The 22127-nt window shown below is 24.1% G+C and carries 18 protein-coding genes and 1 tRNA gene; 18 read left to right on the forward strand and 1 reads right to left on the reverse strand.

What is annotated here, in order from left to right; translation table 11 throughout:
* Nucleotides 1-164 precede the first annotated feature (164 nt).
* The 4 genes from NQK76_RS01215 (at nucleotide 165) to smpB (ending at nucleotide 2723) form a co-directional block, all read left to right on the forward strand.
* A tRNA-Phe gene (locus tag NQK76_RS01215) sits at nucleotides 165-240 on the forward strand.
* Between the two features lie 45 nt (nucleotides 241-285).
* Nucleotides 286-1581 carry a hypothetical protein gene (locus tag NQK76_RS01220; RefSeq protein ID WP_213680426.1) on the forward strand — a complete coding sequence of 432 codons (1296 nt, stop codon included), beginning with the start codon at nucleotides 286-288 and terminating at the stop codon, nucleotides 1579-1581.
* A gap of 129 nt (nucleotides 1582-1710) precedes the next feature.
* A complete protein-coding gene (locus NQK76_RS01225; RefSeq protein ID WP_004994912.1) occupies nucleotides 1711-2241 on the forward strand; it encodes an inorganic diphosphatase in 531 nt (176 codons plus the stop codon).
* A gap of 32 nt (nucleotides 2242-2273) precedes the next feature.
* Nucleotides 2274-2723, forward strand: coding sequence for an SsrA-binding protein SmpB (gene smpB / locus NQK76_RS01230; RefSeq protein WP_004994910.1), 450 nt, complete (start codon nucleotides 2274-2276; stop codon nucleotides 2721-2723).
* A gap of 116 nt (nucleotides 2724-2839) precedes the next feature.
* Here the strand turns inward: smpB and NQK76_RS01235 are convergent, their stop codons facing one another.
* Nucleotides 2840-3307, reverse strand: a complete 468-nt coding sequence (locus tag NQK76_RS01235) for an Hsp20/alpha crystallin family protein (RefSeq protein ID WP_004994908.1) — start codon at nucleotides 3305-3307, stop codon at nucleotides 2840-2842.
* A gap of 471 nt (nucleotides 3308-3778) precedes the next feature.
* On the opposite strand from NQK76_RS01235, the gene rpsT reads away from it, so the two are divergent.
* The 14 genes from rpsT (at nucleotide 3779) to NQK76_RS01305 (ending at nucleotide 22099) form a co-directional block, all read left to right on the forward strand.
* Nucleotides 3779-4039: a 30S ribosomal protein S20 gene (gene rpsT / locus NQK76_RS01240; protein ID WP_004994904.1), complete on the forward strand. Its 261-nt coding sequence runs from the start codon at nucleotides 3779-3781 to the stop codon at nucleotides 4037-4039.
* A 90-nt stretch (nucleotides 4040-4129) separates the two neighbouring features.
* A complete protein-coding gene (serS, locus tag NQK76_RS01245) occupies nucleotides 4130-5419 on the forward strand; it encodes a serine--tRNA ligase (RefSeq protein WP_004994902.1) in 1290 nt (429 codons plus the stop codon).
* A gap of 54 nt (nucleotides 5420-5473) precedes the next feature.
* Complete coding sequence (locus NQK76_RS01250) at nucleotides 5474-7531, forward strand: ATP-dependent metallopeptidase FtsH/Yme1/Tma family protein (RefSeq protein WP_004994899.1); 2058 nt, start codon at nucleotides 5474-5476, stop codon at nucleotides 7529-7531.
* An 83-nt stretch (nucleotides 7532-7614) separates the two neighbouring features.
* Nucleotides 7615-8511: an RluA family pseudouridine synthase gene (locus NQK76_RS01255; RefSeq protein ID WP_255872659.1), complete on the forward strand. Its 897-nt coding sequence runs from the start codon at nucleotides 7615-7617 to the stop codon at nucleotides 8509-8511.
* Between the two features lie 135 nt (nucleotides 8512-8646).
* Nucleotides 8647-10341 carry an arginine--tRNA ligase gene (gene argS, locus NQK76_RS01260; protein ID WP_004994894.1) on the forward strand — a complete coding sequence of 565 codons (1695 nt, stop codon included), beginning with the start codon at nucleotides 8647-8649 and terminating at the stop codon, nucleotides 10339-10341.
* Between the two features lie 268 nt (nucleotides 10342-10609).
* Nucleotides 10610-12256, forward strand: coding sequence for an ABC transporter substrate-binding protein (locus tag NQK76_RS01265; RefSeq protein WP_213680422.1), 1647 nt, complete (start codon nucleotides 10610-10612; stop codon nucleotides 12254-12256).
* A 78-nt stretch (nucleotides 12257-12334) separates the two neighbouring features.
* On the forward strand, nucleotides 12335-13264 hold the full coding sequence (locus NQK76_RS01270) for an ABC transporter permease (protein ID WP_004994891.1): 930 nt from the start codon (nucleotides 12335-12337) through the stop codon (nucleotides 13262-13264).
* 60 nt (nucleotides 13265-13324) lie between these two features.
* Entirely contained in the window at nucleotides 13325-14134 is an 810-nt protein-coding gene (locus NQK76_RS01275; protein WP_213680421.1) for an ABC transporter permease, read from the forward strand.
* Nucleotides 14135-14186: 52 nt separating this feature from the next.
* Nucleotides 14187-15011, forward strand: coding sequence for an ATP-binding cassette domain-containing protein (locus NQK76_RS01280; protein WP_004994885.1), 825 nt, complete (start codon nucleotides 14187-14189; stop codon nucleotides 15009-15011).
* 251 nt (nucleotides 15012-15262) lie between these two features.
* Complete coding sequence (locus tag NQK76_RS01285; protein WP_004994884.1) at nucleotides 15263-16198, forward strand: ABC transporter ATP-binding protein; 936 nt, start codon at nucleotides 15263-15265, stop codon at nucleotides 16196-16198.
* A gap of 76 nt (nucleotides 16199-16274) precedes the next feature.
* Nucleotides 16275-18452 (forward strand): ABC transporter ATP-binding protein/permease, encoded by a 2178-nt coding sequence (locus tag NQK76_RS01290; protein ID WP_255872660.1) that lies wholly within the window; start codon nucleotides 16275-16277, stop codon nucleotides 18450-18452.
* 327 nt (nucleotides 18453-18779) lie between these two features.
* Complete coding sequence (locus NQK76_RS01295; RefSeq protein ID WP_255872661.1) at nucleotides 18780-19940, forward strand: NAD(P)-dependent malic enzyme; 1161 nt, start codon at nucleotides 18780-18782, stop codon at nucleotides 19938-19940.
* A 65-nt stretch (nucleotides 19941-20005) separates the two neighbouring features.
* On the forward strand, nucleotides 20006-20521 hold the full coding sequence (locus NQK76_RS01300) for a DJ-1/PfpI family protein (protein ID WP_004994874.1): 516 nt from the start codon (nucleotides 20006-20008) through the stop codon (nucleotides 20519-20521).
* Between the two features lie 87 nt (nucleotides 20522-20608).
* Nucleotides 20609-22099, forward strand: a complete 1491-nt coding sequence (locus tag NQK76_RS01305) for a 2-hydroxycarboxylate transporter family protein (protein ID WP_004994873.1) — start codon at nucleotides 20609-20611, stop codon at nucleotides 22097-22099.
* Nucleotides 22100-22127 lie beyond the last annotated feature (28 nt).

A 22127-nucleotide genomic window follows, 5' to 3' on the forward strand; every position in this document is an offset into this window, starting at 1 on the left:
TTTTTAGCGCTAAACCGAATTATCACTTAAATAATCGCCGGATGCTGGGAAACTAGCTTGTCCGGTGGTGTGTGGGGCTTATTATAATAGTTAGAAATAACGAAATGTAGTAATTCTATCACGATTCAATCCCCGTTCGGACCGCCAATTTTATCTTTTTAAAAGGCTCTGTAGCTCAGTCGGTAGAGCAGTGGCCTGAAGAGCCTCGTGTCGGCAGTTCGATTCTGCCCGGAGCCGCCATAATAATAATTTTATTGTTGGTTAGAAGAGAGTATAATAATAAATTTGAATTCAAAAATATTTTTTTTTAAAATTAAAAATAATAATAAATTTTTATTTTTTAAATTTGTATTATTGGTACTTTTAATATTATTGGTTGTTAATATTAATTTATTGTTTGTTAATGCTATGGATAAAGAATTAGATTCTTTAGAAACTATCGAATTAACAACGTTTTTGAATAAATCCGAAATTAAAAATTTTCCAAATTTAAAACCTTTTGCATCTGATAAGAATATAGATGAAACCGAAATATCCACATTAACTAAAAATGATAAATCGGAAGCTGAAATTTCTCTATTGTCTCATGATAAGTGTTTACCTAATCAGTATTTTTTACTTAGTTGTAAACATGATTTAGGTTCTTTTTTTTCTAAACGAATGAGATTGTTTTATGCTTTAAAAAATGTTAAAACTGTACCATGTGCTTCTTTTTTTGAGTGGTTTAATTTTAAACAAATTTTGTTTGGTGCTTTTGATGCCAATATATCTAAGATAAATTGTTTATTTAAGTGTTTAAATTTATCGGGTATTAAAGAAGAATTTATAGATGATAAATATGAAAAAGTTTCTTTAGTAGCTGTAGATTTTTATCGTTTATTAAAAAAAAATCCTAATTTAGGTTTTTTTTATTTTCCTTCTGAAGATTTAGATAAAATAATTTCTGCTAATATTTCTTTTTGTAATTGTCAAGTCAAAGGTTATTCAGTTTTAGAGCTGATTCATGAAATCATTAATCTAAGGGATGAAAAATTTGATGCAGATGATTTTCAAAAACATTTATTAAATTACATAAGACATTTATTAGAAATTTCTAAATCTAAGGATTCTGAAGAATCGATTAAAATATCTGTTAATAATTTATTAGAACAAATTAATAACTTAAAAGATATTGATGAATTAGATCGTAATTTATTGTTTAATTTATTATTAAGTTTTAGTAGTATATTTATTCCAAACAATTTTGAAGTTAATTATTCAATTAATACCAAAAAAGTGAAACCTTTATACGAAATGAATCTTAATATTGAATGCAATCCTGAACATAAAACTTTAGGTTTTTTGTTAAAATTAGAACATGATCAAAAATTGAATGAATTTTATTTAACTTTTAATGAAATTTTTCAAAATGAAAATAATATTGAACAATTTAAATTTATTGATAAATTATTAATTTTACGTACAAATTATGATACGAAAAATTGTTATAATTCTTTTTTTCATCATCTAGATATCAGTGTTTTATATAAAAAAACTTTTGAAATACAAAAAAAAGCTTTTTTTAATGCTCGTTTGACTTAAATTAAGTTAATTAATATATTTATAACGGATGTTTTTATATTGTTTTTGTATTTTAAAATATAAAAAGATACACAAAAATAATCATCAAACTATGTCCTTAATTAAAATTAAAAAATGGTAGGTAATTTAATGAATAATAATTTAAAAGCAATTAGTTCTGAGAGATTATCAGGTCATAATTTTTTAGTTTTTATAGAAATCATTCGTGGTAGTAAAAAAAAATATGAATTAGACGAAGAAACTGGTTGTTTGATTTTAGATCGTTATTTGAACACTGCTTTTTGTTATCCGGCTAACTATGGTTTTATTCCTTTAACTTTGTGTGATGATAATGATCCTTTAGATGTATTTGTTTTAACTCAAGAAATTTTAGATCCCATGGTCTTAGTTGAATGTCGTCCTATAGGGGTTATTCGTATGTTAGATAATGGTCAACAAGATGATAAAATTATCGCTATTCCAGTAAAAGATTTGATGTTGCGACAATATATTAATTTATCAGATATACCTAAATCTTGGTTATTAGAAATAGAACATTTTTTATTGCATTATAAAGATTTAGAAAATAAGGTGATTCAAATTCAACAAATACAAGATTTTCAAGAAGCGGTATCTGTTGTTGAGAAAGCTTTGTCAAAATATAAATTAATTTCAGTCTAATTTAAATAGATGCAATTATTTTTAGGTCCGTTATGAAGCAAAAAGTTATTTTTAATAAAAAAGCTAATTATGATTATTTTTTGGATAAAAAGTATTCAGCTGGTATTCAACTTTTAGGTAATGAGGTTAAGTCTATTCGTTTAGGTCAAGTTCATTTAGATAATTCTTATGTTTGTATTGATAATAATGAATTATTTGTAATTAATATGAAAATTACTAAATATTCCTGTAGTAACGATTTTGATTATATTGATAATAGAAAAAAGAAACTTTTACTTAAAAAAAAAGAAATTTTACAAATAAAAAATAAAATAAAAACTCATAATTTAGCTATTATTCCTATTAAAATATTTAATCAACGTAATTTGTTTAAATTAGAAATCGCTTTAGCACGCGGTAAAAAGAAATATGATAAACGTCAAGATTTAAAAAATAAAGATGAATTGATGTATACTAAAAAAATTTTAAAAGAATTTTTTTAATATTTAATTTCATGAAATTTAAAAATTAATTATAAAAAAAAATAAAAAAAATTCAAAAAAATTATTTTGAATTTTTTTATTTTCTTTTTAGCAGATTAATTAATAATTAAATTATATTATTTTAATTGTACAAATTCTTTATTTGATTGAACTTGTGTTTTTTTATTAATTTTAAGTGTCAATAATCCGTTTTCTAATTTACCTTCAATATCTTTAACACTAGTTAAATGTATAAAGTTGTAATTAAAAGTACGTTCTATTTTGCCGTAAAATCTTTCTTGATATAATAATTCACAATCAGAACAATTTTCGGTTGAACAGCAAAAATCTTTAGACGGATTATTTTCTTTAACAGAATCATGTTTATTTATGGATTGTTTATTATTTGTTTGTTCGCAACGATTGTCCGCTTCAATAGTTAAACGTCCTTCGTTAACAGAAATTTTAACTTGTTCTTTGGTAAAACCTGGTAAATCCATGATAAGTAAATAATAATTGTGGCAATCCCATAAATCAGCTTTAGGTAATCTTTTATCTAAATCTAAAATTGTTGGAATAGATAATAAATCCTTAATTAATGACATACTATCTTTTATAATCTCCTTATCTATTAAAATAAATATTATTTCTTGACGTTGTTAATATTTAATCAATTAAATTTAAGTAATTAAATTTATTATTTTAATAAATTTTCCAATTTCATTCTAACAAATTTTTTTATTTAATTCAATAATATTTAATGATGTTATAATAGGATATGTATACGTTTAAATATGTTTTTGTTAAATTTAAATTTATATTTTCTTTGGCATATTGTTTTCGTTAAGAAATAATCTTTTATAACAAAAATATTCATGATATAAATATGTTAATAATCATTAATAAATGTTAAATAGGATAGTTTTCAATAAAATTTAATAATTTTACATACATATTGCAACACAAAATTGCTGCTATTAATATATAATGTAGCATGAGCGTTTTTTCAAATTTGAAAAAAATTTAGTAATTTAAGTAATTATAAAAATATTTAATTTAAAAAGGAATTTATGTAAATGGCAAATATTAAACAACAAAAAAAACGTATCATTACTAACAATAAACGTAGATTACGTAATAGTGATTTTAAATCATCAACTAAAACTTATTTTAAGAAATTAAAAAATGCTAAAGATTTTAAAGAAGCTTCTTTATATTATAGTGTGGTTTGTAAAAAATTAGATAAAGGTTTGTCGAAAGGTATTTATGTAGGAAATTACGTTAATAGAAAGAAAAGAAATGCTGCTATTACTTTGAATAATATTAATGTACGTTAACCTATATTTTTATTTTCGGAAGATATTAAATTATTATTAAAAAATTTGTTTATTAAAAAAGTAATTATTATAAAGAGGTTTTTATAGGTTGTGTTAGATATCAAATTTATACTTAAAAATATAGAACTAGTTAAGAATAAACTGAAAAATCGATTTGTTAATGAAGATTTATTGGATGAATTAATTTTTTTATACCAATCTAAAAATAAAATTTTGCAAAAAATTGAGCGTATAAAATATTTTAAAAATCAGTTTTCTCGCCAAAAAATCGACAAATTATCAATTCAGTCTAATTCAAAAAGTATTATAAATGATGATATCAATCATGATGAAAATTTAAAAAAATTACAAATTAATTTAAAAAAAATTGAAGAACAAATGACAAATATTTTATATTTTTTACCTAATATTCATCACGAAAGTGTTCCTATTGGTTATAATGAATCTGATAATATAGAAGTATATCGTTCTGTTGTCGAACCTCGTAAATATGATTTTGTTATAAAAGATCATCTTCAGTTAGGAGTTGATTTAGATATTTTAGATTTTCAGAAAGCTTCTAAAATTGTCGGAAGTAAGTTTGTTGTTTTGAAAGGATTAGGGGCCCGTTTAGAAAGGTCATTGATTAATTTTATGATAGATACTCATGTATCTAACAAATATTCAGAAGTGATACCGCCTTTTATAGTGAACCAACAATCTATGTTTGCTACTGGTCAATTACCTAAGTTTTCTCAAGATGTTTTTAAGTTAAATTTAGATAAATATAATTGGTATTTAAATCCAACAGCTGAAGTACCTACTATTAATTTACATCGTCAAGAAATTTTGGATATTAAAAGTTTACCTATTAAATATGTTAGTTATACGACTTGTTTTCGAGAAGAAGCTGGATCTTCTGGTAAAAATACTAAAGGAATTTGGAGACAGAAGCAATTTAATAAGGTAGAATTGATTCAATTTGTAGAACCGAAAACATCTTATATCGTTTTAGAACAAATGTTAAAAGATGCTGCTGTTATTTTAGATAAATTAAAATTACCTTATCGGATTATGTTGTTATCAACCGGTGATTTAGGCTTTAGTATGAGTAAAACTTATGATATTGAAGTGTGGTTACCGAGTCAACAAAAATATTGTGAAATAGCTTCTATTAGTAATGCAGAAGATTTTCAAGCTCGCAGAGCTAATATTAAATTTAAAGCTCATTTACAAGATCAAGGAAAATTAGTTCATACTTTAAATGGATCAGCTTTAGCTGTAGGTAGAACTATGGCAGCTATTTTAGAAAATTATCAAAATAAAGATGGTAGTGTTAGTGTACCTAAAATTTTACAGGAATATTTGGGAACAGATATAATTAAAATGAATTATTATTAAAAAACATTCTTGAGATATAATATAAAAATGTTATAAAAAAAGGAATAATGAATTATGATAGATTTTTTCAAGAAACATTTTCAACATTTTACTATATGGCATATTGTAGGTTTTATAACGTTTTTCGGAATAATGTTGTCTATGAATAACATATTTGACCAAGTTATCAAAAAACCTAATCCTGTTATGGAATTGTTAAATATTTTAGAAAATCCAAAAAATAATATTAAGATTAAAAAAATTAAACCAAAAATAGTTCGTAGCATACCGACTTTATATGATTTAGTAGTTACAACGTCAGAAAATACTGATAGTATTTTTTTTGAACAAGAACACAGGATTATATATCATTCGGTATCTGAAAAAATTTATAACCAAATTATTGATATTATTCTAGCAAAATCTAAAAATGATTCATCTTATCAAACAATTCTAGATAATCCTTATACAGAGGCTCCTTATTTAGGTTTTGGCCCTTTAGTAGATGCTATTGGCTTTATTATACCATTGATTAGTTGTTATGTATTATATTCTTTGTTTAAATCTACTACTTCTAAATTTTTTGAACAAATGGGCGAAAAATATACTGGACAAAAAGAACAAATAGATTTTAAAAGTGATATTACTTTTAAAAATATAGCTGGTTTTTCTGAAGAAAAAATTGAAATGCAAGAAATTATTGATTTTCTAAAATATCCACAAAAATATAAAGATATAGGCGCTCGTATTCCTAAAGGAGTTTTGTTATCAGGACCTCCTGGTACCGGAAAAACTTTATTAGCTAAAGCTGTAGCAGGAGAGGCAGGGGTAGCTTTTTTTGCAACTTCTGGATCCGAATTTGTAGAAAAATATGTAGGAGTGGGAGCTTCTCGTATACGTAATTTATTTCAAAAAGCCGCTCAATATTCTCCTTGTATTATTTTTATCGATGAAGTAGAAGGTTTAGCTCATAAAAGAGGTGCTATAAGTCATAATTCAGAACACGATAATACTTTAAATCAATTATTAGTGGAATTAGATGGTTTTGGTTCTAATACAGAAATTATCGTTATAGCTGCTACCAATCAACCGGAAATGTTGGATTCGGCCCTTTTAAGACCAGGTAGATTTGATCGTCGTTTTACTATTAATTTACCTAGTGCGAGAGATCGTAAAGCCATTTTAGAATTACATGCTAAAAACAAACATTTTAGTCCAAATGTTAATTTAAGTGAAATCGCCGAACAAACTATTGGATTTAGCGGAGCCCAATTAGAAGGGGTTTTAAACGAATCCGCTTTATTAGCAGCACGTCGTCGTAGTTTATATATAGAACCTCAGGACGTTAATGAAGCAATTGATCGCATATTGATTGGTTCTACAGTTAAAAAAGATTTTTTATCTAAAAAAGAAAAAAAATTAGTTGCATATCATGAAGCAGGGCATGGCGTTTTAGCTGTTGTTTTAGATGACATCGAAAAAGTTCGCAAAATTACTATTATTCCTAGAGGTTCAGTAGGCGGATATAATCTTATATCCCCTGATAGTGAAAATTCTAACTTAAAATCAAGAAAAAAATTGATTATTGATATTGCTATTTCTTTAGGCGGTAGAGCTGCAGAAGAGATTTTTTTAGATGATATTTCTAACGGAGCATATGCAGATTTCAATCATGCTAGTGATATTGCGAGAAAAATGGTAATTGAATATGGTATGAGTAATGTAGGTTTAGTTCAATTTAATCAAGTAGAACGAAATTTTTCGGATTCTAAAGCTTCAGAGATAGATTTAGAAGTTAAAAATATTATTGCAGAATGTTATCAATTAGCTAAAAAATCACTTTTAGATAATAAAATTTTTGTTCATAATTTAGTTGATTATTTATTAAAAGTAGAAACTTTAGTAACTAAAGATGTCAAAGAGATATATTTAACAGGTAAATTAAGTTGGTTTGATCAAGAGAAAAACTCAAATTTAGATTTTCCGGATGATAAAGATGTTAAGCTTATAGAAGAACAAAATGATATATCAAATGTTTCTGATATTATTAAAAACAATGAACCATCTGATAACATTTCTGATCCAAAAAAATCTGAAAAAAAAGATTTATCAGAAAAAAATAATAATTCATAATGATTTATCTTAATATATTAAGATATTCGTTATGCGCATAAATAAAGAAATTAAAGAAATTTTATTTTTTGGATTTAGGTTTTATGATACAAAAGTTTATCGTTACGAAAAATTTTAATGGTTATCGTTTAGATTATTTTGTTACTAGTCAAATTGGTTTTACTAAAAGTCAAGTTCAGAAGTTAATTGCTAATCAAAAGGTTTTAGTAAATAATAATTTAGCCAAAAAAAGTGCTATTTTAAAACATCAAGATGTGGTAATGTTAAATTTAACAGAATTAATTAAAAAAAATAATTGTTTATATCCTGTTAATTTAAATTTAGAAATCGTTTATGAAGATGATTATTTAGCTGTAATTAATAAACCTGCTAATTTAATAGTACATCCTTCCGCTAGTTTTCAAGGCATTACTTTAGTTAATGGTTTATTATATCAACTTAAAGATTTTAATAAAATGCCTTGGAATGAACGTATGGGTATTATTCATCGTTTAGATAAGGACACTACAGGTTTAATTTTAGTCGGTAAAACAATAGAAGTAGTTGATAAAATGCAAAAAATGTTACAAAGTAGAAATGTTAAACGAATATATTACGCCTTAATTGAAGGTTTTTTAAACAAGTCGGGTACTATTAATTTACCTATCAAAAGAGATTATCTTAACCCTTTGAAAATGTCTGTAACATCTCAAGGTAAAACAGCTATAACACATTTTACTACTTTAAAAAAATTTAATAATTATTCTCTTGTGGAACTCCAATTAGAAACGGGACGTACTCATCAAATTCGTGTACATTTAAGTTATTTAAAACATCCTATTATAGGAGATCCTTTGTATAATAAAAAAAAATATCTAGTTTCTTCTCAACTTTTGCATGCTAAAAAATTATATTTTATGCATCCTTGGATAGGGAAAGAATTACAATTTGATATTCCTTTGCCTAATGATTTTTCTGAATTTATAAAGTTTTTAGAATAATTTTCTTTAAGATTTAATTATATTTAAAATATCCTAATAGTCGATATTTTAAGTATAATTTTATTTTTTTCAAAATATGTTAATTCAATTTTAAATTTACAATTATTTTTTCGAAATATTAGGAGAATTTTTTTTATGTATTTGCAAAAATTGCAAACGCAAATTACTAATCTTTTAAATGTAAAATTTAATATTAAATCTATAGTTAAATATTATGATAAAGATTTATTATGGGATTTTTATTTACCTTTATTTGTCTATCGCGATCAATGGAATAATAATTTATCAAAGGTATTTCAGGATTTTAAAAAAATTTTATTAACTTTACCAGAAATATCTGAAGTTAATTTAGATAAAGGTTTTTTAAATATTAAATTGCAAAGAGGTTTAATTAGTCAGAAAATTTTAAGTTCCATTTATGTATTATCTTTCGATTACGCCCAAAAGGCTAGTAATAATCAGGTTGTTGTTTTGGATTATTCTTCTCCTAATATTGCGAAAAATTTTTCTATTGGTCATTTGCGTTCAACTATTATCGGTAATGCTTTAAAAAATATTTATCAAAAGTTAGGTTTTAATACTATTAGTATTAATCATTTAGGAGATTGGGGAACTCAATTTGGTCAAATGATTTTAGCTTATCAAAAATGGGGTAAAGAAAATTTAATTTTGAGTAATCCTATTGATGAATTACAAAAACTTTATATTTTGTTTCATCAACGAGCAAAACAAGATACTAATCTTCATTTAGAAGCTAAAAATATTTTTAAAAAATTAGAAGAAAAAGATGAAAATATATTTAAATTATGGCGTTTTTTTAGACGTATTTCTTTAAAAGAGTTTAAAAAAATTTATAAATTATTAGGTATTTCTTTTGACTTTTATATAGGAGAATCTTTTTATCATCAAAAAGCTTTACAATTAGTTCAAAAGTTATATAAACAAAAATTAATTATTATTGATAAAAAAGCTTATATTTTTCCTTTAAAAGATATTCCTTCGGCTTTACTACAAAAAGATAATGGTAGTACTCTTTATTTAACCAGGGATATAGCTTGTTTATTATATCGCGCTAAAAAATTTAATTTTCAGAAAATTCTATATGTAGTAGGCAATGAACAAAAATTGCATTATCAACAATTAATTGAAATTATTCAACAAATGGGATATCATTTCGATATTAGACACATTAATTTTGGTTTGATTTGTTTAAATAAAATTAAAATTTCGACTCGAAAACATCAAGATTATAAATTAATAGATATTATTCATCATGCCCAAAATAAGATTGAACAAATTATTAAAGAAAGAAATAAAAATTTATCTAAAATAAATATAAATAAAATAGCAGAAAAAATCGCTATTGGTGCAATTTTTTTTAATGATTTGAAAAATGATCGTCATTTAAATATTGATTTTAATTTAGAAAATATGATTCAATTTGAAGGCAATACAGGACCTTATTTGCAATATACCTTAGTACGTTTGAAGTCAATTATGACTAAGATACAGTTTAATATTAATTTAGATGAATTAAATTGGTCATTTTTAACTAATTATTTTCAAAAGGATTATTCTTTTATTATTGTTAAACTGTTAGATGATTTTCCTGTTATCCTGGAAAAGGTTATTAAAGATAATATGCCTAGTTTATTAGCTCGTTATTTATTTAAATTATCAAAATATACTAATTATTTTTATGAACAAGAAAAAATTTTAACTTCTGAATTGGAATTAAAAAAAGGGCTTATTTTATTAATTAAAAGTATTTGTATAGTTTTAGAAGAAGGATTAAAATTATTGGGAATTCCTATTGTAGTGCAGATGTGAAGTTATTATGATAATATAAGTTATGATCTAAAAAATAAGAATTAAATTTATGTAAATAAATGGTTGTTATAGTTGGTTTATATTTTGTATAGCATATTGGTATTTGGGCTAAAAAATTATTGTACATAAATTTATGTAAGTATATTAATTTTAAGTTATAAATATCTTTTTAGTTTAAAAAAATTTAATAAAAAAATTATATTATTTTATTAAATTTGTTATTTTTTTGGAAATTTTGTAAATTAATAAGGGAAATTATAGAAATAATATGATTTGGATTTTAATTGCTATTTTATTAGGAAGTTTAAGTATATTTTTATTAGTATATTTTCGGTTTGTGCAAAATAAAAAAATTATTACTTTGATAATCAGTATTTTTATTTTAATAATGTTATGGACTTTTATAAAACATTATCACAAAAACAATAATGATTTAAATGAACAAAATAAACATGTTTTAACTTTAGGTTTAACATCTCCAGTACAAGATGGTTTTGGTATATTTGGACAAGGCGCTAATACAGTTATTAATAGTCATATTCGGGATTTATTGCATGAATATTTGATAAAAGCATATCCTTCAAAAGAAAATGATTATTATACAAAAAATTATAAACCTCGCCTTCTGGTTTCTATGCCTTTAAAACAAACACAAGGTGAATTTAACGGATATTATAAATGTAATTTAATACCAGGCATTAAATTCCATAATGAACACCTATTAACTAATCAAGATATTGTCAATAATTTTCTTTATAATAAAGAAAAAGGTGGTGAACATTCCGGTTTTATTCAAGATATTAAAGTAGATAATAATGATATAAATTGTTTTTTTATTCTTTTTACTGATGATCAAGATCCGTTAAATTATCATCATTTAAGCAAAGTTCCTATTATTATGTTCGAAGGAGAAAATTCTAAAGTTCCTAATCGTCGAATTGGATTAGGTCCATTTAAATTAAAAGAATTTGATAATAATAATATTAAATTAGAACGTTTTAATAATTATTATAAAAAAAATGATTATATTGAAAGCAATATTCAACAAATAAAAGCTTGTTATATTCCTGATACTCAAACTATGAATATGCATCTTAAAAAAGGCGATATCGATATATCTTTTGTTCCTCTTGATAAAACTGCATCAAAAGATTTATCTCGTCATTCTGATTTGCAAATTATCAAACCAGAATCTCTTGTTATGACCTATTTATTTTTAAATTGTCAAAAATTATCTTTAGGAGAACGCCGAAGTATTGCGGAGGCATTAAATCCAGAAAAAAAACAACAATTTTTAAATGAATTAGGTGAAGATACGGAGCGTTATCAGGTTGTTAATAGCGTGTCAGATCCTCGTATGATAGGTTATTTAGAAAAACCTAATTTCGATAATTCTTGTAAAAGTCAAAAACCTGGTTATGGTAAAGAAATAATGTTTTTTAGTATTAACGCAACATCTCCTATATCTTATCGTTATGCTAGTCGTGTTACTGATTTTTTACAAAGAGAGGGTTTCAAAATTAAACATGAGGTTAGAGAATTAAATGAATTAGCTAATAAAGGTGAAAAAGGTGAATTTGATATTTTAATGATTTCGGAAAATTTCGAAGATATTACTCCTTATTATGTTTTAAATTATTTTTTCGGTCCTAAAGAAAAGGGAGGTTCTATGAGTTGGCATCAGTTATCAGATAATGGAGAAATTTTTCAATATTTAAATAATTTAAAATCAAATACTAGTGAACCTGGTTACGATCAAAAAGTTCGTGATTTTCATCAATTTTTATTTAACAAATGCGCTATTATCCCTTTTTATTGTCAAAAATATTCTGAAATAGCTATACGTAAAAATGTAGTTAATTTTAATATTAATATACTTGGAAATCCTGATATTACTAAATTACGTAAAATTTAAATTCACTAAATTTTTTAAATATAAATTTTTAATTTTTAATAAAATTATGTGGTAGGTTAAAGGGGAAAATTTAATTAAATGTTTTTGAACAAATATTTTGTCAAAAAATTACTTTATATCGGATTAATTTTTTTAATTGTTACTATATTAATTTTTGGTTCTATGAAATTTTTTTCCGATCCTGTTGTATCTTTATTAGGTTATAAAAGTACTTATCAACAAAGAGAACAATTAAGAATTCAATTAGGGTTAGATAAATCTTTTTTAGAACAATTTTTTAGATATTTTTATAATATCATTTTTAAATGGGATTTTGGTAAGTCATATGTATATCCTGAAATTTCAGCTTTAAGTTTATTTATAAGATCTTTTAAAATAACTTTTACAATTACTTGTTGTAGTTGTTTAATAGCTTCATTAATAGGAATTTTTTTAGGTTATTTATCGGCTAGAAATTACAAAAGTAAAATAGATTATATTTTGATTTTTACATCTATTTTATTTATTTCTATGCCTAGTTTTATCATTGGTTTTTTGTTACAGTATTTTTTGGCCTTTTATTTTAATTTATTGCCTATTTCAGGATTAGATCAAATTAAATCATGGATTTTGCCTATTGCTTCTTTAAGTTTGATAGCGGTTTTTTCAATTTTTCGTATTGCTCGTTCTACTTTAATATCAGTTTCGAATCAACCTTTTGTGATAGCTGCTAGGGCCAAAGGGTTATCTCAAGAAAGAATTTGGTTTAAACATATATTAAAAAATTCTTTAGTGCCTATTTTTACTCATGTTAGTTTAATTTTTAATTTTATGTTAAGTGGCGCTATTATTTTAGAAAGTATTTTTAATTTAAAGGGTTTAGGTTTATTAATGTTTGATTCTTTTAATCAAAGAGATCTTCCTGTTTTACAATGTTGTGTCATTATGTTATCTTTAGTTATTAGTTTAATTGGAATTTTAGTAGAATTATTATGTTATTTCATCGATCCAACTTTTACTAAAAAGTAATTTTTACCTTAAAAAAAGGAGGTATTTTTTATTATTATTCGAAACAAAATATTTTATTTTTTGAATTTTTTATTTAAAAAAAATAAGATTTTATTAGTTGGTTTAGTATTATTATTTTTTTTATTAGGAATAACTTTTATTCTTCCTATGATTATTCCTCAAAAGGCTTCTATGTGGAATTATACATATAAATCTTTTTTGGAACCCGGATCAAGTCATTGGATAGGTACAGACTCTTTGGGTCATGATGTTTTTGCTTATTTGATTAGAGGAACTGTGACATCTTTATATATAGCAGTTATTTCTGTTTCTATTAGCTTTATTATAGGTGTAGTTTTAGGAATTTTAGGCGGTTATTTTTCGGGATTTTGGGATATTATAACTAATTTTATTTGTGATTATTTAATTGTTTTTCCAGATTTTATTTTAGCATTTTTAATTATGTTTTTTTTAAAAACTGGGATTTATCAATTAATTATGGTTTTATCTATATGTTATTTACCGACATTTATTAAAAATATTAAAAACGCTACTATTAAAATAACTCGTCAAGATTTTGTTAAAAATGCTTTAGCTTTAGGAGCTAATCATAGTTATATTATTCGAAAACATATTTTTCCTCATTTATTACCAACTTTATTGATTAGAATAGCTTTAAGTTTAAGTAGTGTTATTTTAGTGGCGTCTTCTTTTGGTTTTATTGGGATTGGTTTAGATAATTCTATTCCTGAATGGGGACTTTTATTAAGTTTGAATAAAACTTATATCTATATATATCCGAGATTATTCTTTTTTCCGATGATGTTTATCATTTTTACTAATTTAGCTTTTAATTTTATAGCAGAAGGTATTAATGAATTTATTGAATAATTGATTTTTTTTTTAATAAAATAATCTTTTTTCAAGGAAAGAGGTATGTATAATGGATATAAATAAATCCGAAATCTTATTTAAAATTGAAAATTTGAATAAATATTTTATGGTTAATAACAAAATATTCCGAGCTAATGATAATATTAATTTATCTATTTTCAAACAAGAAACTTTAAGTATTATTGGTGAATCAGGTTCGGGAAAATCTACTTTAGGTCAATTAATTTTACAATTGCAACGAAATAATCAAGGGAATGTTTGGTATTTTCCTGATGATGATTTAAATATTAATTTAAGTCTTTTAAAGCCTAATCAAATGAAAATTTGGCGTCCTGATTTACAAATTATTTTTCAAAATTCTTTTTCCGCTTTAAATCCTAAATTTAAAGTTCGTGATATTATTGGTGAAGGATTAATTATTCATAAAAGGGTTTTTGGTTATAAAGATCCTAGATATTATCAACAAATTATAGATATTATGAATAAATGTGGTTTGTCGTCTGAATTGATGGAACGTTATCCGGCTGAATTGAGCGGAGGCCAAAGGCAAAGAGTTAATATAGCTAAAACATTAATTTTAAAACCAAAATTTGTGGTTTGTGATGAAATTGTCTCCGCATTAGATGTAACTGTTCAAAAACAAATTTTAGATCTTTTAAATGATTTTAAAAAAAAATACAAAGTTACTTATTTATTTATCTCTCATGATTTAGGAGTAGCTCAATATATTAGTGACAGAATCGGAGTAATGTATAAAGGTCAATTGGTAGAATTAGCTCCAACAAAAGAAATTTTTCAAAAACCTATGCATTTCTATACAAAAGAGTTATTAAATGCGATTCCTCGTATTCCTTATTACGAAACTAAATGTTAAAAATATCTTTATAATCAGTTTATTTGATAAATAGTTTTATTTATAAACGCGCGGATTAACATGATGGTCTAAAGGTACATTCGTTTCATTATAAAAATATAATTCAGTGAATTAAAAAAAATATCTTATTGATTTATATTATATTTTAATAATTTCGAGGAGGGATTATTTGTACTAGATGGATCTGAAATATAAATTCGATTATTGCAATATAAATAATTCTATGCCTATATTAAAAGGGATGAAAAAATATGAGTTTGTTACAAGTAAAAAATTTACATACTTATTTTCAATTTGAAAATTCTTTGATTAAAGCTGTGAGAGGAGTTAATTTTGAAGTTAAAGAACAAGAAACTTTAGCTATTATAGGCGAGTCTGGTTCTGGAAAAAGTCAGATTGCTTTATCAATTTTAAAACTTTTACAAACTAATCAAAAAATTGTTCAAGGAAAAATTATTTTTAATCAAGAATTGATTTCTGATTTCGATGAACAGCAAATGCGTAAAATTCGTGGTCAAGAGATTAGCATTATTTTTCAAGATCCTGTGTCAAGTTTAAATCCTTTATTAAAAATTAAAACACAAATTTTTGAAATTTTAAAATTACGCAAGGGTTTATACGGAAAACAAGCTCTTATTCAAGCTATAAAATTATTAGAACAGGTAGAAATTTCAGATCCTTATAAAATTTTGGAATCTTATCCATATCAATTATCTGGAGGATTATGTCAGAGAGTATCTATAGCTATTTCTTTAATTTGTCGACCAAAACTGTTGATTGCAGATGAACCTACTACTGCTATAGATGTTATAGCTCAAAAAGAAATTTTGAATTTAATCAAAGATATGCAAAAAAAATATAATATGTCTATGATTTTTATTACACATGATTTAAGTATTGTTGCTTCTTTGGTTGAAAATATTATTGTTTTATATAAAGGTATGATTGTTGAAAAAGCTCCTTGTAAAAAAATTTTTAGCAATCCTATGCATCCTTATACTAAAAAATTGTTAAATGATTTTTTATTAACTAGTATTTATCGTTCTAGTATTCAATCTAATGAAAATTTTTATAATGCTGAAAATGAAATTTTTGATTTTCGTAATTTTAAAAATTATGCAGAACCAGATTTAGATTTATATCAAGTATCTGATGAACATTTTATTAGTTGTACTTTAAAAAAATAATTTTTTATTATAATTAAGATGTTTATTTTAGAAATTTTAATTTATTATTTAGCAAAGGGATAAAGATAATTTTATAATGTTAGTTTGTAATAAAATTGATAAATTTTTTAAATTGAAAAAAGATTTTATTTTCGCTTTAAAAGGGATTAATATATCTTTATCATCCGAAGGTTTAGTTTTTATTGTAGGAAAATCTGGCAGTGGTAAAACTACTTTGATGAATATATTAGGTGGTTTGGAGAAAATTTCTGATGGAGATGTTATTTTTAAAAATAAATCTTTTCGAAATTTTAATGAAAGCGATTTCAATAATTATAGAAATCAATCAGTTGGATTTATTTTTCAACATTTTAATTTAATCGATGATTTGACGGTATTTCAAAATATATCAATTGTTTTAGAATTACAAGGTAAAAAAGTTGATGATAAAGTAATCAATAATATTCTAAATGAGGTAGATTTAGCTGGTTTTGGTTCACGTAATGTTAATGAATTATCAGGAGGGCAAAAACAACGAGTCGCTATCGCGAGAGCTATGATTAAGGAACCTGATTTTTTAATAGCTGATGAACCAACAGGAGCTTTAGATAGTGTAACGGGAGAACAAATATTAAGGTTGTTTTCGAAAATCTCTAAACAAAAATTAATTATTTTGGTTTCGCATGATTTAGAAATGGCTCATAAATATGCAGATCGTATCATTGAATTAAAAGATGGTCAGATTATTAAAGATCAAATAAGGAAATCTAAAAATATTTTTGTAGATATTTCGGATTCTGATGTAAAAAATAAAGAATTAACAAATAGTAATCTTATTGATTCAAAAACAATAAGTTCTAGGTTTTTTTCAAAATTATCTTTTTGTATGGCTTTTAATAATATGAAAACCAAAGCTATTTCATTATTTTTTAATATTTTGTTAACCACTTCTTTTTTGGCTTTATTAGGTTTTATATCGGTAATGTATTTTTTTAAATCTTCGTATGCTATTAAATCAGTTTTACAAAACCATTCTGCCAAAAATTTTATTTTTTCTAAAGGTTTAGTTTCTAATCAATATTTTGAAAAATTTTTTAATATGTCAACGATGACTTTTGATGAATTTAATTTATTGAAGCAAACAAATCCGAAAGTTTATTTGCAACCTATGATAAGTTATGAATTGACTAATGTTAAACAGGAATATGATTCCGATGTTTTTTTTGGCAATGTTATTGATTTTATAGAAACATCAGAAAATGAAAAATTTTGGAACGCAGTCGGTTATCACAAGCCATTAAATTTTGATAAAAATAAAATTTACATTTCTCGAAATTTTTATGAATTTTTACAATATTATAAGCGGTCAGGAAAGTTAAACAATATTTATATTAATTCGAAAATATTATCACAACTATTGGATTTGGATAAATCTGTTGTAATCGAAATGACAGATGATCAGTATATACCTCGTATCAAACGTTATAATAATTTTAATCAAGATTACAATAAATTAAAATTAAAGAAAAAAACAAGTTTTTTTAGTACTATGAAACGCATGTTTTTAGAACAGTATTATTGGGTCGAAAATTGTTTTGGTAATCAAAATATAGTTTTATTACCTACAAAAGTAATGAATGAAATTATAACTCCGGATATTATACAAAAAGGTTATAACGAAGATGAAACTTTTAAGTTTTGTAAAATAATAGGTTGCACTAAAGGTCTATCTAAGACGGAAATAGATGATTTGGTTGATAATTATTATCATTTGTATATTAAGGATTTATCTGAAACAAAAAATCCAAATTTAACATTATCTAAAACTCCATTTGTAAGTTTATTTAATCTTCTTGAAACAGATATAAAAAAATCGATTTTACCATGGATTTTTGGAGCGTTTATTGCATTATCTATTTTTGCTGCAATTATGATAATTATTTTTACTAATAATTCTATTAAGCTTAGATACAAAGATATAGGCGTTTTAAGAGCTATTGGAGCTGGTAAAATTTATATTTTATCTATTTTTTTAATAGAAATGGCAATATTCTTTTTAATTAATTTAGGTTTAGCTTTAACTTTGATTAAATTATTTTTATTTAAAGCAAACAGTTGGTTTATTTCATATTTCTCTGTCCCTTTTTTGATGCCAAGTGGAAAAACTTATATATGTGTTTTTGTTTTAGGATTAATTTTTTATATATTAGTTACTTTTATACAAATTATCAAAATTACTATTAAGAAACCTATTGATATTATTAATTCTAGATAAATACTGTTTTATAAATTAGTTTTATTTATTTTATAAATATTAGAAAAAATAATTGAATTATAAAAATAAATATTAATGAAAAAAACAAATTTATGTTGACATTTTGTCAAAGATCATACATTATTATTATTGGTGATTTTTAATTAAATTAATGCACTAAAAACCAATGTGTCAATTTTCAAAAATTAATTTAATAATTAAAATTGTTTTTTAATATAATAATTTTTTAAATAATTAAATCTTGAGTTTAAATTTATTCTATTTGGTAAATAAACTTTATAGATAAATTCTATAAATAATTCAAATATAAACAGGAGCCATTAATTGATGAATAATCAAGAGTTAGCGTTAAAATTGCACGCGCAAAAAAAAGGTAAGTTAGCTACGGTATCTAAAGTAGAAGTTAATAATTTAAAAGAATTAGCTCTCGTTTATACTCCGGGAGTAGCAGAGCCATGTTTAAAAATTAAAGATAATCCTGAAGATGTATATAAATATACTTCTAAAGGTAATAATGTTGCAGTTATTAGTAACGGAACAGCAGTATTAGGTTTAGGAAATATTGGTGCTTTGGCTTCTATTCCGGTAATGGAAGGTAAAGCCGTTTTATTAAAGAAATTTGCTAATATTGATTCTTATCCTATTTGTGTAGATTCTGAAGATCCTGAAGAAGTAATTAATATCATTAGTAAAATTTCTTCTGTATTTGGCGCTATTAATTTAGAAGATATTAAAGCTCCTGAGTGTTTTGAGATTGAAGAAAAGTTGAAACAAAAATTATCGATTCCTGTTTTCCATGATGATCAACATGGTACGGCTATTGCTGTTGCTGCTGGATTGATTAATGCTTTAAAAGTTGTGCATAAAAAGATGTCTGAAATTGAAATAGTTATTTTAGGAGCAGGAGCAGCAGGCACAGCTATTGCGAAATTATTATTATTATTAAAACCTAAAAATATTGTTTTAGTAGATAAACACGGAGCTATTAATTCTAAAGATTTATCATTATTAAATGCAAGTCAACAAAAATTATCTAAAATAACTAATTTTTATAATGAAACCGGTAATTTAAATGAAATTATCAAAAATAAAGATGTTTTTATTGGGGTTTCTAAATCTAATTTATTAACGTCTGATATGATTGCTAGTATGAATAAAGATGCTATTGTATTTGCTTTGGCTAATCCAGTACCAGAAATTATGCCATTAGAAGCTAAGAAAGGTAATGCTCGTATTATAGCGACAGGTCGTTCAGATTTCCCTAATCAAATTAATAATTTATTAGTTTTTCCGGGAATTTTTCGCGGAGCTTTAGATAGTAAAGTTGCTCAAATTACAGAAGAAATGAAATTAGCTGCTGTTTATGCTTTAGCAGCTGTTATTCCTGAATCTCAATTAAATGAGGAAAATATTTTACCTTCTATTTTTAATCCTGAATGTACAAAAGCTATTGTTAAAGCTATAGAAAAAGTAAGTAATATATCTTAAAATAATAAATTTTATAAAATTAAATTTTATATTATTTTATATTTGAGAGAAAGGGAATTATTTTTATGCAAGGATTATTAATTTTACAAAATGGCTTTGAAGATTGCGAAGCTTTAGCAACAAGAGCTTTATTAAAAAATAATGGTTTTGATGTTACTACTTTGACATTTAATAATTCATTAGATGTGGTTTCTGCATCAAATTTAATGGTTAAAGTTGATATATCTAAAAATGTTATTTATGATAAATATGATTTTTTAATTATACCAGGCGGACCTTATGTTAAAGATGTTATAGAAAATGAACATGATTCTTTAAAAAACATATTAAATATAATTAAAATATTTTCAGATTCTAATAAAATTATTGCAGCTATATGCGCAGCTCCTGCATTTTTGGGAAAATTAAATTTATTAAAAAATAATTCTTTTACTTGTTTTCCTGGATATGAGATTTATATTAAAGAAGGAAAATATTGTCCTGACAAAATGACAGTTGTAAGTGGTAATTTTGTGACTTCACAATCACCTTGGACAGTTTTAGATTTTGTTAATGTTTTATTGAAAACGTTAAATAAATAATAAAAATTAATTTTTAATCTCAACAATATATTGATTATTTTAAAATAACTTAAATAAAAAAACAAAATAGGAAGTAGTCTTTTATATATGAATATAAATAGTTCTATTAATGATTCAACTTTTAATCCACATAAAAAACCTAAATTAAAAATTTTAGGTTTTTCGATTGAGTTTGCTTTGCTTTTATTGAGTATTTCTATAATGCATATTTGGATTTCTTATGACGCTACCAAAGGACAATTTAATTCATCTTGGCATAATTTAATTTCAGTTTTATTATTTACTATGATTTTAGCTGAAATATTAAAAGTAATAGGTAAAAAAATCCCCATTTTAAAAGATATGGGCGGAGGAGCAATTTTTTGTTTATTATTACCAGCTTTTTTATTTAATTATAATTTTTTTCCTCGTAATTTCGAAACATCATTAATGCAATTTCAAAGTGCATTTCGCGAAAGGATATCTTTTTTTAATAAAAATAGTAATATAGGTTTTTCTGAATTTTTTGTTGCTTCATTGGTTTGCGGTAGTCTTTTGAGTATTGATAAATTTATTTTAAAAAAAAATGGTCCTAAATTTTTATTTTTAGTTATTTTATCTTTAATCTGTTCTGGGTTAGTAACAGGACTTTTAGGCATTTTTTTAAAACCTATTGGTGGTATAGATAGTGTCCCTGGTAGTCATCGTAATAGTTTTTTAGATGCTATATTTTTTATTTTTGTTCCTATTTCGTGTGGGGGTTTAACATGTGGGATTATTCCTCTGATAAAAGTGTTTTCGCAAGGAATAGTTCGTTTTGAAGATGCTTTTAAAAACCACATTATCACTTCTTTGTTAATCGGTGGTATTTTAAGTGTTATGTTCGGTGGTTTAATTAAAAAAATTTTTGGTAATTCGGAATATAGTAGTCCTGAAGGTGAATTGGATAAGAATATAAATAAATTAAGTAATAATAAATTTAATCATCTCGAAAATGAAAAAAAAGATAATAACTCGAATTTAAGTTTTTTAAATATGAAAATGGGTTTGTTGATGATTTTCTCTTTATACGCTTTAAGTAGCATTTTTAGAACTTTATTATTAAAATTATGGCCGTCCACCAATTTAGAAAAATATATACCTCCTACTATTATTTTTTTAGTTATTTTGGTTTTATTGATTAAGTTTTTTGATTTGATTTCGGATAATTATATTCAATATATCAATCAAGCTTCTAAATTTATTACTCAATCATTTTCATCTTGTATTTTAGTAGTTGTTGGTATTAACATTAATATTTTAATGATTATTAATCGGATTTCTAATTTATCTTTTTTGTTCACTTGTATTGCTTGTGTTTTAACTACTGCTTTAACATCTGCTATAATTGGTAATAAAATGGGTTATTATCCGGTTCAAGCTTCAATTGCTGCTGGACTTTGTGCTAATAGTATTGGTGGTGCAGGCAATTTGGCTATTCTGGAAGCTTCTGATTCTTTAGAATTATCTCCTTATGCGCAAATTTCTACTCGTCTTGGTGGAGATTTAACAGTAATTGTAGCTAGTATATTTTTTCCATTATTTTACTTTATAAATTGATAAATGTTATCTATCAATAGATGATCTT

Origin of the sequence: Candidatus Phytoplasma australasiaticum subsp. ipomoeae, assembly GCF_024425275.1 — a bacterium.
In the GTDB taxonomy this organism is placed as follows: Bacteria; Bacillota_I; Bacilli_A; order Acholeplasmatales; family Acholeplasmataceae; genus Phytoplasma; species Phytoplasma australasiaticum.

Coding starts and splice junctions, on each gene's coding strand:
- NQK76_RS01255 (WP_255872659.1), top strand. CDS start 7,615: ATGATACAAAAGTTTATCGTTACGAAAAATTTTAATGGTTATCGTTTA.
- NQK76_RS01300 (WP_004994874.1), top strand. CDS start 20,006: ATGCAAGGATTATTAATTTTACAAAATGGCTTTGAAGATTGCGAAGCT.
- argS (WP_004994894.1), top strand. CDS start 8,647: ATGTATTTGCAAAAATTGCAAACGCAAATTACTAATCTTTTAAATGTA.
- smpB (WP_004994910.1), top strand. CDS start 2,274: ATGAAGCAAAAAGTTATTTTTAATAAAAAAGCTAATTATGATTATTTT.
- NQK76_RS01250 (WP_004994899.1), top strand. CDS start 5,474: ATGATAGATTTTTTCAAGAAACATTTTCAACATTTTACTATATGGCAT.
- NQK76_RS01225 (WP_004994912.1), top strand. CDS start 1,711: ATGAATAATAATTTAAAAGCAATTAGTTCTGAGAGATTATCAGGTCAT.
- rpsT (WP_004994904.1), top strand. CDS start 3,779: ATGGCAAATATTAAACAACAAAAAAAACGTATCATTACTAACAATAAA.
- NQK76_RS01280 (WP_004994885.1), top strand. CDS start 14,187: ATGGATATAAATAAATCCGAAATCTTATTTAAAATTGAAAATTTGAAT.
- NQK76_RS01305 (WP_004994873.1), top strand. CDS start 20,609: ATGAATATAAATAGTTCTATTAATGATTCAACTTTTAATCCACATAAA.
- NQK76_RS01265 (WP_213680422.1), top strand. CDS start 10,610: ATGATTTGGATTTTAATTGCTATTTTATTAGGAAGTTTAAGTATATTT.
- NQK76_RS01290 (WP_255872660.1), top strand. CDS start 16,275: ATGTTAGTTTGTAATAAAATTGATAAATTTTTTAAATTGAAAAAAGAT.
- NQK76_RS01235 (WP_004994908.1), bottom strand. CDS start 3,307: ATGTCATTAATTAAGGATTTATTATCTATTCCAACAATTTTAGATTTA.
- NQK76_RS01295 (WP_255872661.1), top strand. CDS start 18,780: ATGAATAATCAAGAGTTAGCGTTAAAATTGCACGCGCAAAAAAAAGGT.
- NQK76_RS01270 (WP_004994891.1), top strand. CDS start 12,335: ATGTTTTTGAACAAATATTTTGTCAAAAAATTACTTTATATCGGATTA.
- NQK76_RS01285 (WP_004994884.1), top strand. CDS start 15,263: ATGAGTTTGTTACAAGTAAAAAATTTACATACTTATTTTCAATTTGAA.